Origin of the sequence: Moorena sp. SIO3I8, assembly GCF_010692325.1 — a bacterium.
Classification (GTDB): domain Bacteria; phylum Cyanobacteriota; class Cyanobacteriia; order Cyanobacteriales; family Coleofasciculaceae; genus Moorena.
In genome coordinates this window covers 48,207-61,839 of sequence record NZ_JAAHHW010000003.1, presented here as the reverse complement: position 1 = coordinate 61,839, position 13,633 = coordinate 48,207, and the positions used below count along the sequence as shown (strand labels likewise).

The following is a 13,633-nucleotide window of genomic DNA, read 5'->3' as shown; positions in this document are numbered from 1 at the left end:
AGTATGCTGAAGATATGATGCCATAAGGCTTACGATATCTAGCAAATGCCCTATCTGGTAACATCAGGGCTTAATTCCCCTGTGATTCATCCGGGGGATAATTTAAAAGGAGATTAAAACTTGAGGAACCAAAATCCACAAAATTGGCAATCTTTAGTGGGGGGGATTATCGCAGCATTAGTTATTCTCCTCACCTTTAATTGTTTTGTAATCATCAATCCTGGTCAGGCTGGAGTCCTTAGTATTTTGGGTAAAGCTAGAGATGGCGCTCTGCTTGAAGGTATCCACTTCAAACTGCCCTTCGTCTCTATAGTCGATGTGTATGATGTCACCGTACAGAAGTTTGAAGTCCCAGCCCAGAGTTCCACAAAGGATCTTCAGGATTTGACCGCTCGATTTGCCATCAACTTCCGCCTCGATCCCAGTCAAGTGGTTAGCATCAGGCGAAAACAAGGAACTCTACAGAATCTAGTGGCGACAATTATTGCCCCTCAGACTCAAGAGTCATTTAAAATTGCTGCCGCCCTTCGTACTGCTGAAGAATCGATTACCCAACGGAGTCAGTTAAAGGAAGATTTTGATAAGGCTTTGGGCGAACGGTTAGCCAAGTATGATGTCCAAGTATTGGATACTAGTGTGATTGACCTGAATTTTTCTAGGGAATTTGCCAAGGCAGTTGAAGAAAAACAGGTAGCTGAACAACAAGCCCAACGAGCTGTCTATATAGCACAGCAGGCTGAGCAAGAAGCTCAAGCAGAAATTAATCGCGCTCAGGGTAAAGCAGAAGCCCAACGACTTTTGGCCGAAACCCTCAAAGCTCAAGGGGGTGAACTAGTGCTCCAGAAAGAAGCGATCGCAGCTTGGCGAGAAGGTGGGGCTCAGATGCCTAAAGTTCTCGTTATTGGTGGTGATAGGAATAGCAGTGTTCCCTTTATCTTTGACCTAAACAACGTACCTCAATAGCATCAAAATGTCAATAAAATTATCAAAAACTCTTTAATTTAATGCTAGTTACTAGTGAGACCTTTGATAGTTTGCAGTTGAGTATTAGTAGTTAAATTACAACTACAAAAACCCGTTTTCTAGATAGAAAACGGGTTTTTTAAAAATCAATTGATAGCAATCGAAGTAAAGCTTAATATCATGTCAGGATAATTACCCTTAATAAAAACCTCGCCCATCTCCCCATCTCCCCATCTCCCCATCTCCCCATCTCCCCATCTCCCCGCGCCCCCGCCCCTTAATTATGGTATTCAACCAGACTTGATATAAGACATATTTCTGTTCCCTACTCCCTACTCCCTATTCCCTACTCCCTACTTCCTACTCTCTACTCCCTATTCCCTTTCCTATAAAGTTTCCATGAGTATTTTCACCCTACAATCCGTTCGCAAAGACTTTGGGATTAAAGAAATCCTGAAAGAAGCTAGCTTTAGTCTAGATCCTATGGATAAAGTTGGTCTAATTGGCACTAATGGTTCAGGTAAATCCACCCTATTAAAAATAATTGCTGGTCTTGAGCCCATTGATGCTGGTCAACTCTCCATTAATCCCAAAACTAAAATTGTTTACTTACCCCAACAACCAGACTTAGATGACAATAACACCGTTTTAGAGCAAGTATTTGCTGATAGTGGTCAGCAGATGACTCTGATTCGTGAGTATGAAGAACTTTCCCAGAAATTGGCTCACAATCCCGAGGATAACCAACTGCTAGCACAGCTCTCAAGTGTAACCCAGCAGATGGATGCCACAGGAGCTTGGGAACTGGAAACAAAAGCAAAAATTATTCTAAGTAAATTAGGAATAGTTGATTTTGATGCTCCCATTGGTCAGTTGTCTGGTGGCTATCGTAAACGGATTGCATTAGCAGCCGCCTTGCTAGCGGAACCAGAAGTATTGTTAATGGATGAGCCAACAAACCATCTCGATGCCATGTCCGTAGAGTGGTTACAGAGTTACCTAAATAGTTATCGTGGAGCAATATTACTGATTACTCACGACCGCTATTTTCTAGACCAGGTCACCAACCGGATTATCGAAATTGACCGGGGAGACCTGTATACATACTCTGGCAACTATTCCTACTATTTAGAGAAAAAAGCCTTAGCTGAAGAATCAGCCATCAGTACTCAACGGAAACATCAAGGGGTATTGCGCCGAGAGTTAGAATGGCTCAAACGGGGGCCAAAGGCTCGCAGTACCAAGCAAAAAGCTCGAATTGACCGTATTCACGACATGCAAGCCAAGGAGTTTAAACAAGCTCAGGGTAAAGTGGAAATTTCTACCCCTGGTCGTCGAATTGGCAAGAAAGTCATTGAGTTAGACAATGTTTCTAAAGGCTATGACGGTAGAATTATGGTCAAAGATTTTACCTACGAATTTAGTCCCGATGACCGAGTTGGCATCATTGGTGGCAATGGGGTAGGGAAATCTACCCTAATGGATATTATTACTGGACGCATTCAGCCCGATTCTGGTAACGTTGAAATTGGGTCTACCATTTATATCGGTTACTTTGACCAGCATTCAGAGGATTTGCTCGAAGCTCTTAATCAAAATCAGCGAGTAATTGATTACCTAAAAGACGTAGCAGAGTATGTCACAACCGCTGATGGCACATTGATTACTGCCTCACAGATGCTGGAGCGTTTCTTATTTCCTCCCACCCAACAGTATGCACCAATTCATAAGCTTTCCGGTGGTGAGAAACGTCGCTTGTTTCTGTTGCAAGTACTGATGAGTTCTCCCAATGTACTTATTCTTGACGAGCCCACTAATGATTTAGATGTACAAACTCTAGCTGTACTGGAAGAGTATCTAGAGGGGTTTAATGGTTGTGTGATTATAGTCTCCCACGACCGCTATTTCCTAGACCGCACCGTCGATAAAATCTTTGCCTTTGAATCTGAGGGTAACATACGTCAGTATCCTGGTAATTATTCCCTTTATATCGATAAAAAGCGAGAAGAAGAGGCAAAACTAGCCCAACAGATGGCTCAGACTCAAAGTAAAAAGCCTGAATCCTCTAAGGTCGAGGCGTCCAATAAAAAATCATCGAGTAATAGCAAACCCCGTCGGCTGTCTAATTGGGAAAGGCGGGAATTTGATCAACTCGAAAGTCAGATTCCCCAACTGGAAGCTCAGAAAGCTGAGTTGGAGAAAACCCTTTATCAATCCCCTCCCAAAAACACCAGTGAAGTCCAGAAACTTTATCAGACCTTAGAGGCATTGACTCAGGAAATTGATACAGCAACTGAGCGTTGGATGGAGTTGGCGGAACGGGAATCTTAGTTGATACTCCCCGGTCATTAGACGCGGGGATTCTGCTGACAGAGTAGATTAATGTTCCCGGTTACCCGAGCTGAAGTTCCCTATTCCCTTGACTTTCGGGTACTACCAGACATGATTAATTTTTGTTACGATAACCGAAAACATCCTGGATCGTAAACTCTATCACTAGACTTATTGCATCAATCATCCTTTTGCCCCCCTAGCTCCCCAAGTCTGGGCAGGGGATAATCGGGGCTTGGCACCATTGATGCAAGAGGTCTACTGTAGGTGGCGGTTTCCAGGGATAATCTGCTGTAGACGGGAAAACTGAGAAGGACTAATGGTCAAAGGAACAGGGGAATACCTGTCAACCAAACTTCTGTAGTCAACCCGACAGCAACTTGGGATCAGGACTAAAAGTCCCCAGCTAAAATTTTCCTTGGAGACATCTTAATGCTGCGACTCGAACACATTAGTAAAGTATACCCCACTGGCGAAGTTCTAAAGGATGTCAACTGGGAAGTTAAACCAGGCGATCGCATTGGCTTAGTTGGCGTCAATGGTGCCGGGAAATCTACCCAACTGAAAATTATTGCTGGAGAGATGGAACCCACCAGCGGCGTTGTTATCCGTCCTGCCAGTCTTCATATCGCTTACCTCACCCAAGAATTTGAAGTAGACCCAACCCGCACGGTCTCAGCAGAATTCTGGACGGTATTTAAGGAAGCTAACCACGTACACGAGGAAATGCTACAAGTGCAAAACGCCATGGAAATGGCTGATGAAGCAGAATTAGAAGGACTGATTAGAAAGCTAGATAGGTGGCAGCGCCAATTTGAAGCCCTTGATGGTTATGGCTTACAAGCAAAAATTGACAAGATCTTGCCAGAGATGGGATTTGAGCCACAGGATAGCGATCGCTTAGTGAGTGCTTTCAGTGGTGGCTGGCAAATGCGCATGAGTTTAGGCAAAATCCTGCTCCAGAAGCCAGACGTCCTACTGATGGACGAGCCGACTAACCATCTTGACTTGGAAACCATCGAATGGTTAGAAAAGTATCTCAAGGGTCTGAAGACCCCAATGGTAATAGTATCTCACGACCGGGAGTTTCTTGACCGCCTCTGCACCCAAATTGTAGAAACCGAACGGGGTGTCTCGACTACCTACCTAGGCAATTACTCAGCTTATCTGCAGCAGAAAGCCGAGATGCAGGCAGCTCAACTGAGTAGCTACGAGCGTCAACAAAAGGAAATAGAGAAGCAGCAAGCCTTTATTGAGCGTTTCCGTGCTAGTGCAACCCGGTCTACCCAAGCCAAAAGCCGAGAGAAACAATTAGAAAAAACTGAACGGATAGAAGCCCCGACTGCTAATCTCAAAACCCTCAAATTCCAATTCCCTGATGCCCCTCGTAGTGGTCTTGAGGTAGTCAAAATCAAGGATTTAGTCCATGACTATGATGACAAGATTTTATTTCTGGGAGCAGACTTGTTGATTGAACGGGGCGATCGCATAGCCTTCATCGGTCCCAATGGTTGCGGTAAATCCACCTTACTTCGGATGATCATGGCAATGGAACAGCCCACAGAAGGAATAGTAGGACTGGGCAAACACAATGTCATTCCTGGTTACTTTGAGCAGAATCAAGCAGAAGCCCTAGAATTAAGCAAAACGGTCATGGAAACCATCCATGATGAAGTCCCAGACTGGAAAAATCAGGAAGTGCGTACCCTATTGGGACGGTTTCTGTTTACTGGGGACACGGTATATAAAAAGGTTGAGTCCCTTAGTGGAGGCGAAAAAGCCCGCCTGGCCTTAGCCAAAATGCTCCTTTCTCCCGCTAATTTACTAATTCTGGATGAGCCTACTAATCACCTGGATATCCCAGCCAAAGAAATGTTGGAGGAAGCACTCGCGGCCTATGATGGTACAGTAATTATTGTTTCCCACGACCGCTATTTTATCTCGAAAGTGGCAAACAAAATTGTGGAAATTCGGGATGGCGAATTCTGCACCTATCTGGGAGATTACCACTACTATCTCGAAAAGATTGCCCAGGAAAAAGAAGAAGCTCGGTTAAAAGCGATCGCTGCGGCCAAAGCGGCTAAAAAAGCTGCCAATGCTAGCAAAAAGACCAAAAAGACCAAAAAGAAAGCTGCTGCTAAACAAAAGTAACATATAGCAGTTCTCAATACCAAATTGAGAACTGCTATATGAGCTATTACCGATTAAAATTACCGATTAAAAGCTTATTGCTTAAGTGCTGAGGAGTTAACTATATTGCTGGTTAATCTCTGCAATACCTGATCAATATCATTCAAATCACCGATAATCCGCCGGACAGGCTCGGGCCATACTCTGAGTAGTGTTGGTGTAGCCGAGATCTGATCAGTTTCTGCCAGTTCTGGGTGCTTGAAAACATCAATAATTTTTAGGGTATAGGGATGACCTAAATGATTCTCTAACAACTGGTATAGACTCTTGAGAGTATACTCAGTTTCTGTACTATGTCCGGAAACGAACAAACGCAGGACATAGCTATGGGTAGGTTGTGCCTGGGAGTGAGACACATCAGGCAAGGATATCCTGGATAAAGAATCAGGTTTGGTGACATCGGTGACAGTCAGTGAGTCTGTACTATCAGTGGTAGACTTAGATAAAACGGGCAGCTTTTCCATAGCTCTCAAATGCTCCTGAGGTGAAGATCTGCCAGAGTTTTGGTTAGTAACCCTTTCTGGCAAAACGTCTTCTGTATCGCAGTAGGATAATGGCTCTGGGCGGTCAATGCGCAGGATCAAGTCATGGTTTTCCCAGAGTTGGGGAAACTGATTGCGATAAGTTTCTAGCACCGCCGGGTCACAGGACTCTTCCTCCCAAGGGGCTACTTGCCAAATCAGGTTGTCTGTGCCAAATACTGCATTTAACAATGCCTGATGATGTTGCACCAACCAATGAATTTCTGCTGACATGCGCAACTGATTGGTTTGAGAGTCCATCCACCGATCAATGGTGGCAGTATATCCCGGGACTAAAAAATGAGGTGGCTCTGGTAACCCCAGTATTTCCTGTAAACTCGCACACAGATGCAGATGCCAGTGACTCTGCTTATTAAAGTCAATGCTATATACTAGATCTTCCCCTGGTGTAAATATAGCAATACCTTTAAACAGTTGGGGCGAGGGGGTTTCATCCAGCATATGCTAGTACTATGTCAAAATTATTTTAATACTTTAAGTGTTAGGTTTTAGGTAATGGTTTTAGGGGTTAGGGATTAGGAATTAGGGGTTAAGTGTTGATCCCTAATTCCTAATCCCTAATACAAGTGTGGCTAATCCCTAGATCCGACCGCGCAACATCATTGCGATCTCGTTGGGAGTGGGTGACTTTTCCAAGGCAGTTTCCTCAGTAATACGCCCCTCTTGGTAAAGAGCGAACAAGGATTTATTTACAGTAACCATACCGTCAAATTCACTGTCCGCCATCAGTTGTTCAATTTCTTCGTATTTGCCCTTGAGGATGTAATCCTTAATGGATTCAGTATTAATCAGGATGTCATGGAAAGCAGCACGCTTGCCATCGGTAGTACGACACAACCCTTGGGAAATCACTGCCACTAGGGCTTCTGATATAGCCACCCGCATGGGAGGCTGTTCTTCTGGATTGTAGAGATTGAGAATCCGCTCAATGGTTTTGACCGCACTGTTGGTATGCAAAGTACCCATGACCAAATGACCAGTTTGAGCAGCCTTCAGAGCTGTATTGACTGTTTCTCGGTCTCGCATTTCCCCAATCAGAATCACATCGGGGTCTTCCCGCAAAGCAGCTTTCAAGGCCCGGTCAAATTTACGGGTATGCATTCCTACTTCCCGCTGTTTAATCAGAGATTTCCGACTTTGGTGGATAAATTCAATGGGGTCTTCAATGGTAATTATATGTCGCGGCATCTCTTTGTTCATATAGTCTATCATGGCGGCCATGCTGGTAGATTTTCCGGAACCTGTCGGACCGGTGACCAAAATGAGACCTTTATGGTAGTGACAGACATCTTTCAGGATTGCAGGCAACCGCAACTGCTCAAGGGTCAATATCTTCAGGGGAATAATCCGCAAGACCATGGCAGGACCAAGAAGACTATCGAAGATATTAATCCTGACCCGACTAAACTCGTACTGAGTTGCCCCATCAAATTCCAACTCTTCTCTAAAGCGTCGGATTTCTTCATCAGTCAGTATTTCCTTGAGCCAACAGCTAAATGTTGCCTGATCTGTGACTGGATACTCCGTTGGCTCCATTTCCCCACGATTCCGGAAACGGGGAGTTTCACCAACACCTAGATGAATATCAGAAATTCCTTTCTCAAAGGCCTGACGGACAATGCTTTCTAAGCTTGACTGTCCAGGAGGCAGACCGATGTTACTGGGTGTCTGCTGGTGCTGATTGGCGGATGGTTTGGCTTGGACCTTAGTGGCTGAATTCTGAGCTGCTGTGGCCACAGGGCGAGGGCGTGAGGCTACTGGGGCACCGGCTTGACGGCTTCTTGGAGCCATGGCTCTTGGTTGTGCAGGTCTTGATTGATTGCCTTGAGCAGATACTGGTCTAGACGCTACATTCAAAGGCGGTGGTGCTGGTGCAATGCGGGGTGAACGCTGTGGGTCTGTCATCTTTCAACTACCAACTACAGTTGGGCTACGAGAATTTATTTTACAAACTCTTACATTAAGTTTTCCCAACAGTTAGGGTTGAGTATAACTTATAACAGTTCTACCTTAGGTAAGGGATTTTCGTCCTGGGTTAATGGCAGTAGGGAGTAGGGAGTAGGGAGTAGGGAGTAGGGAGTAGGGAGTAGGAAGTAGGGAGTAGGGAGTAGGGAGTAGGGAGTCGGCAGTAGGGAGTCGGGGTAGGAAAATTGAGTGTACCTGATAAGTATAAGAAACGCTATACACTAATTTCATGTCTTCGAGCTATAAATGGTGATGAGGTGATGTGTTTATAGGACTATGTATGTTTTGAAATTCCTTAGCTGTCACCATCTAATTGTTTGTTATTGTTTGTGATTGTTTATTTTTGAGTAAGCAGCAAAAACTCTAAAACCCTCTCCCCTGCTCAAAACCAGATTTAAGATCACCGTGAGGGCCCAGACCAAGCCGTGAGGGCGCAAGCAAAGCGCCCCTAAGATTCAAAGCACCCCTAAGATTAGGGTTGACCAAGGGACGGGGGGGAAGTCTTAATCACAAATACCTAATCACAAATACCTAATATGAGTAATTATGCGTAATTATCATTAATTATGCTTAATATGATAAAACTCCTCAATTTGGATAATATATATTAAGCAAATTATAACAAATGTTAAGCAAATCGGATTCAAACCCTCACCCATCCTGATCCGATGCCCGACCCTAGCTCCCTTTCTTGTTCTTGCGACTCTATAACTGATTCGGTCTATATAAATCTAACTATAACGCTATAACTGATTGGGTCTATATCTTCGGTCTATGTATCAGCGATGAAAAATTGATTCATCTGTCTAATGGTAGATTATCGGTCTGTCTTAAGATAACCAATAATTTCCGGCTTTTAACGATTGTAACAATTTTGATACATAGGTCGGACGAGTTGACTGTAAACTTTTTTGACAAAAGGTTCATCTTCATCAAAATTTTACCTATACTTGAACTCACCTAGAAAATTTCAAATCAAAGAATTTACTCAAGGACAGACCCTGTCAATCAAGGGCAGACACTGTCAATTCATTTTTTTTAATGATTACTGGAGAAAACACCATGGCATTAACCACAAGTCAAAGCTTGACACAAACTGATTCATTAGCAGTGGTCAAAAGCTTTTTAATTTGGGCATTTACCTTGGCAGTTTGCTTACTGGTTGTCGGTTTTCCGTTGATTGTATTGATGGTGACCACCGGCTCTTTGTTAGCGATCGCTCTACAATCGATTCTGCCGGTTAGTGCTGTATTACTCGTAGCAGGGAGTTTGATTGGAGTAAATGTTTTAGCAGTGGTATTAGGTGCAGGAGTCTTAACCTTTAAGGGGGTTCATCCTCAGGAAGTTCGTTGGTTAAATTGGCTACATGGCGAGCCTGATCTGATCCAGACTCCGGTTTATGCCGCTTGCCCCCTCACCTGTAACATTATCAGATAGTCACATAGAAGGTTTCTGAGCTGGCCCTAGTCTGGGAATGTTAATAATTGATGACCTTTTAGGATCTCAAAAAAGGGTACAAGGTGTGGGAGTGTTTTCTCTTTTCAGTCTAAAGGTCATCAAGGGTCAGCACCCTGCCCGTTCATAGACGGGGCTTCCAAACATTCCACGATTTTTTGTAATAAAGCCAAGCTTTGGTAAGTTGATTGGTTTTTCAGCAATTTTCCCGGTCTTGACCGGGTTTTTTGATGAGAACATTCAAGAGTATCCTACGAAGGTTTAAGGTTGCAGGTTGAAGGTTGCAGGTTGGGTTGAACGCGCACGCGTGGCCTTTTGGCCAAGGTTGCAGGTTCCGTAGCGTGGCCTTTTGGCCAAGGTTAGTCGTTCGCGTAGCGTGGCCTTTTGGCCAAGGTTAGTCGTTCGCGTAGCGTGGCCTTTTGGCCAAGGTTGGTCGTTCGCGTAGCGTGGCCTTTTGGCCAAGGTTGGTCAAAGGTTGGTCAAAGGTTAACGGTTGCTTCGCTACCAATTACCCATCTCCTCATCTCCTCATCTCCCCATCTCCCCATCTCCCTATCTCCCCAGACTTCCCACCCTCCCCACACTTCCCACACTTCCCACACTTCCCCTCCTGGGAGGGGTTAGGGGTGGGTCCCACCCTCCCTCTAATTATGGGTATTCAACCTGACTTGATATTAGGGGGGATTCCTGTTCCCTACCTTGACAAGTAAATTTTAAACTTGGGGCAATCACTAAGTTTATACTGCCATGATCCAGAATACAGCTATTAGCTAAAAAAATTACCCTTCTAATCGTTAGATTGTAACTATTTATTAAACAATTTGATAATTTTATTGATTTTTTTGGTTTTATTGTTGACAATAATAGTAGCCATTGGTTACAATATATTCATTGGAAAAAGAGCCGCGCTCATCGGCCACCAACCTGGAAGCGCGGCTCTCCCCCCCAAGTTACATGGAGGTAATTCTATAATAATGGCAAAAAAACGATTTGTTTATCATTCCATCGATTATCACGAAGCGTTCGCGTAGCGTGTGCGTAGCACAATGGAGCGCCTTGAACAGCTTGCACAACAGAGGGAGTTAAAGGGCGAGAATTCCTATCCCTATCCCATCACTGAGCGAGAGCAAATCCTAATCCGACTGTATAGTTACTGCGAATTGGGTATGACACCGCAACGGTTTTACAGTAAGTGGGACTTGAGTCGGGAAGAGATGGCTTTAATCTGCTCTTGTTCCGTTCACACTGTTAACGGCTGGTTTAACACCAGTCGTCGCTGTTACCCTCTGACTCCTGGTCACTTGCGCCATCTGGCCATTATGGATTTGTTGTTGGAGGATTTCGAGACAATTCCTAAACCGTTATTGGAGCGATTGTTCTCGAATTAAAAATGTAGAATTTAGAATGAAGAATGTAGAATGAAGAATGTAGAATTAAGAATGTAGAATTAAGAATGTAGAATTAAACACCTACACAGAATTAATTACCTACTCTCAATTTATGTAATCCTTACATTGTAAGGCTTTGGTTTTTGTAAAATGTGTAATCATTTTTGTGTACCTGCTTACAAATTCTTAATTATACATTATACATTCTTAATTATACATTATACATTCAAATCTATTCCCATGGTTATATTTTTACAATTCAAACAGGGATGCTAGACTGGATTTAATGTAACCTAAAATGACTCTCCCAAGGTTTTCGACTTTGGGAGTGCTTTACTTGCTGTTAAGCAATTTACTATATTTCATAATAATTATCAAGCCTTTTTAAGAGCTTATTGATAATAGATAGCAGTTATCAATTGGGTGAAGTAAACAAGTTGAGAATTTTAGGAAACAGGGAACAGGTAAAAAATCCTGTGTACTTGATTACTATCAGAACTACCGTAATTTTGCTAATTTCTCTTGAGCAAACCATCGCAGTCGATAATCGGGTTCATGCTCTGCTCTATCCTGCAATAAAGACCGGGTTTGGGAATGGTTAGGATAATATTCGAGGATGGCATTAAGGGCTACTTGTCGAGGATTGACATTGTCGTAATCCTGGTCTTGATCACGCTCAAAGGGGTCATTGAGACTGCGATAGCATAAAAATTCAAATAACCAAGGCTGATCTTGCCAACCTTGAGCTAACTGTTCAATTGCTTTAGCTCGCACCAACCAATGCTGATCACAGCGAGCCCATTCTTGAAGTATGGCTAAGGTATCTGGGTGGTCTTTGTAACCTAGAGCTAACTGTTCAATTGCTCTAAGTCGCACATAGCAATAAGTATCAGAGCGAGCCGATTCTTGAAGTATGGCTAAGGTATCTGGGTGGTCTTTGTAACCTAGAGCTAACTGTTCAATTGCTGTACCTCGCACGAACAAATCAGTATCAGAGCGAGCCCATTTTTGAAGTAGGGGTAAGGTATCTGGATGGTCTTGCCAATGGGTGGCTACTGCTACAACAGCTTGAGTATGAAGATCACGGACTAAATTGGCCTGATATCCATATGGGTCATAATCATAATTTAGATCATAGTGAATTAAGTCTTTGAAGCAATTCAGTAATTCAGTATCCGTTGATTGAATTTCATACCGATTCCTAACTTCAGACAAACAATCCCCTGCCAGAAATAAATTACCAAACTCATACCCTTCTCCATCTTGTGCCATCAAATACTCAATAATCTCTCCAGCTTTGTTGGAATCAATCATGCCCACAATCAACCTGAGCACTTCATGCCAAGATTCATCCCGCCAGTGCTGACCAAAGACTTCAGTTTTCAAGTTTTCTATAGAAATATCCTGTTTTTTCTCAAATTTCCTGACAAATTCCCAAGCACAGAAATATTCCAAAAATGTCCGATGCACAAAGGCGTAGTAATCAGCTCCCATGAAACACAATATAAAATTGCGAGTGCGCAACTGATTAATCATTACCTTAGCAACGGCTCTGGGATTAGTAACGTCTCGTAATTTCAGCTCCTCTTTGATAATCCTTTCTAAATCCTCTCCACTAATCAGATTTCCCGCTAACCCTGCTTGATTGCCCTGCATGAAATATGCCACTTTTCCCAGCATCTGTTGCTTATCTTGATAATCAATAGTCTTCGGTTCAACACGATTATCTTCTAGTAATGCTCGTTCCACATCCCATTGATGGAGCAGTAATCGAGACGCTTGGTTATAGAGTTCAGAACGGTCACGAGGCAATTCTTGATTGCGGTTCAGGATTGCCATCATGGTTAGTAATAGGGGATTTACCGCCAGTTGTCGAATCGGGGAGGATGTCTCAATTGCTTTTTGTAAGCGCTCCCGTTTCTTAACTTTATCGGCTGGATTAGTAAAGGTTAACTCATGCCACTTCTCGATAAAGGTTTGAATTTGTTCCGACTCCAAGTCTTGGAGCATAACATGACGAAATTCAGCATTTCGTAGCCGTTGGGGTTTATAACCAATGACGCGAGATGTAACAATTACTCTTACCTTAGGATAGGTATTGGTAAAGCGATGAATATCGGTAATCACATCTTCTCGTTTGCCTGGCTCAAAGACTTCATCCAAGCCATGGCCGTTGGCCACGCTACGCGAACAAACATCACTAATACTTTACCAGCCTTTAACTGGTCATGAAGTTGATGTTGATTGAAATGACAGATGGAGCCACTGCTTTGATGGCAGAATTCCAAGAAATTATTACACTGTCCGTTATCGCGATTCCGGATATAGGTGCGTAATTCAATCAGTAACGGAATTGGTAGAGAAAGGGCAGTAGTCATATCCGTTCTTGCCCAATTTAATGCTAAATATTGCAGCAAGGTAGATTTACCAGAGCCTGGGTCTCCTAAAACCACTAAATAGCGATAACTTTGAGAGTTTTTAATAACATCCAATACGGATTTAACCGGCTGTTGATGATAAAGGTCTTTAGCTCGTTTTAACTCCTCTTGATCAATATCCCTGTCTAGTTGACCACTGTCTCCCAGTTGTCTATAATAATCTTTAGGAAGTTCATGAAGAGCTGACGGCATCAGGTCATGAACCTCTCGCACATTTTGGGGGATAAATATCTTCCAGAGTTTTAGTTCATTATAGGCACAAGCATTGGTATCTAAACTATCCAAGCTGAGATTACCGTAGCGCTCTAGGAGTGCTTCTTGATAGGTGCTTAAGTCAAAGTCTGGGATAATGCCTGCTGTA

At 43.3% G+C, this 13,633-nt stretch carries 12 protein-coding genes; 5 read left to right on the top strand and 7 right to left on the bottom strand.

Translation table 11 applies throughout. The features are described 5' to 3' along the window. Positions 1–120 precede the first annotated feature (120 nt). The 3 genes from F6K51_RS02115 (at position 121) to F6K51_RS02105 (ending at position 5,445) form a co-directional block, all read left to right on the top strand. The gene (locus F6K51_RS02115) at positions 121–963 is read left to right on the top strand and encodes a prohibitin family protein (protein WP_293017660.1); all 843 of its coding nucleotides are present in this window, start codon (positions 121–123) and stop codon (positions 961–963) included. 399 nt (positions 964–1,362) lie between these two features. Then, complete coding sequence (locus F6K51_RS02110; RefSeq protein ID WP_293017658.1) at positions 1,363–3,294, top strand: ABC-F family ATP-binding cassette domain-containing protein; 1,932 nt, start codon at positions 1,363–1,365, stop codon at positions 3,292–3,294. A 432-nt stretch (positions 3,295–3,726) separates the two neighbouring features. Then, complete coding sequence (locus tag F6K51_RS02105; RefSeq protein WP_293017657.1) at positions 3,727–5,445, top strand: ABC-F family ATP-binding cassette domain-containing protein; 1,719 nt, start codon at positions 3,727–3,729, stop codon at positions 5,443–5,445. 74 nt (positions 5,446–5,519) lie between these two features. Here F6K51_RS02105 and F6K51_RS02100 read toward each other — a convergent pair whose 3' ends face one another. From F6K51_RS02100 to F6K51_RS02090, 3 genes are all read right to left on the bottom strand, one after another. After that, positions 5,520–6,467, bottom strand: coding sequence for a circadian clock KaiB family protein (locus tag F6K51_RS02100; RefSeq protein ID WP_293017656.1), 948 nt, complete (start codon positions 6,465–6,467; stop codon positions 5,520–5,522). A gap of 138 nt (positions 6,468–6,605) precedes the next feature. After that, positions 6,606–7,931, bottom strand: a complete 1,326-nt coding sequence (locus tag F6K51_RS02095; RefSeq protein WP_293017655.1) for a PilT/PilU family type 4a pilus ATPase — start codon at positions 7,929–7,931, stop codon at positions 6,606–6,608. A gap of 105 nt (positions 7,932–8,036) precedes the next feature. Then, positions 8,037–8,222: a hypothetical protein gene (locus F6K51_RS02090; protein WP_293017654.1), complete on the bottom strand. Its 186-nt coding sequence runs from the start codon at positions 8,220–8,222 to the stop codon at positions 8,037–8,039. Positions 8,223–9,053: 831 nt separating this feature from the next. Between F6K51_RS02090 and F6K51_RS02085 the strand changes: the two genes are divergently transcribed. Continuing rightward, positions 9,054–9,428: a hypothetical protein gene (locus F6K51_RS02085; RefSeq protein WP_293017653.1), complete on the top strand. Its 375-nt coding sequence runs from the start codon at positions 9,054–9,056 to the stop codon at positions 9,426–9,428. Positions 9,429–9,707: 279 nt separating this feature from the next. On the opposite strand, the gene F6K51_RS02080 is transcribed toward F6K51_RS02085, so the two are convergent. Then, positions 9,708–9,908, bottom strand: coding sequence for a hypothetical protein (locus F6K51_RS02080; RefSeq protein ID WP_293017652.1), 201 nt, complete (start codon positions 9,906–9,908; stop codon positions 9,708–9,710). Between the two features lie 17 nt (positions 9,909–9,925). Beyond that, a complete protein-coding gene (locus tag F6K51_RS02075; protein ID WP_293017651.1) occupies positions 9,926–10,048 on the bottom strand; it encodes a hypothetical protein in 123 nt (40 codons plus the stop codon). Positions 10,049–10,480: 432 nt separating this feature from the next. Here F6K51_RS02075 and F6K51_RS02070 point away from each other — a divergent pair, with 432 nt between their 5' ends. Further along, positions 10,481–10,834: a hypothetical protein gene (locus F6K51_RS02070; RefSeq protein WP_293017650.1), complete on the top strand. Its 354-nt coding sequence runs from the start codon at positions 10,481–10,483 to the stop codon at positions 10,832–10,834. 498 nt (positions 10,835–11,332) lie between these two features. On the opposite strand, the gene F6K51_RS02065 is transcribed toward F6K51_RS02070, so the two are convergent. Beyond that, positions 11,333–13,015 carry a HEAT repeat domain-containing protein gene (locus F6K51_RS02065; protein ID WP_293017649.1) on the bottom strand — a complete coding sequence of 561 codons (1,683 nt, stop codon included), beginning with the start codon at positions 13,013–13,015 and terminating at the stop codon, positions 11,333–11,335. Further along, complete coding sequence (locus tag F6K51_RS02060) at positions 12,958–13,557, bottom strand: NACHT domain-containing protein (RefSeq protein ID WP_293017647.1); 600 nt, start codon at positions 13,555–13,557, stop codon at positions 12,958–12,960. The genes F6K51_RS02065 and F6K51_RS02060 overlap by 58 nt, the downstream gene beginning before the upstream one ends. Positions 13,558–13,633: the final 76 nt, after the last annotated feature.

Coding starts and splice junctions, on each gene's coding strand:
- F6K51_RS02110 (WP_293017658.1), top strand. CDS start 1,363: ATGAGTATTTTCACCCTACAATCCGTTCGCAAAGACTTTGGGATTAAA.
- F6K51_RS02105 (WP_293017657.1), top strand. CDS start 3,727: ATGCTGCGACTCGAACACATTAGTAAAGTATACCCCACTGGCGAAGTT.
- F6K51_RS02100 (WP_293017656.1), bottom strand. CDS start 6,467: ATGCTGGATGAAACCCCCTCGCCCCAACTGTTTAAAGGTATTGCTATA.
- F6K51_RS02095 (WP_293017655.1), bottom strand. CDS start 7,931: ATGACAGACCCACAGCGTTCACCCCGCATTGCACCAGCACCACCGCCT.
- F6K51_RS02090 (WP_293017654.1), bottom strand. CDS start 8,222: ATGAAATTAGTGTATAGCGTTTCTTATACTTATCAGGTACACTCAATT.
- F6K51_RS02085 (WP_293017653.1), top strand. CDS start 9,054: ATGGCATTAACCACAAGTCAAAGCTTGACACAAACTGATTCATTAGCA.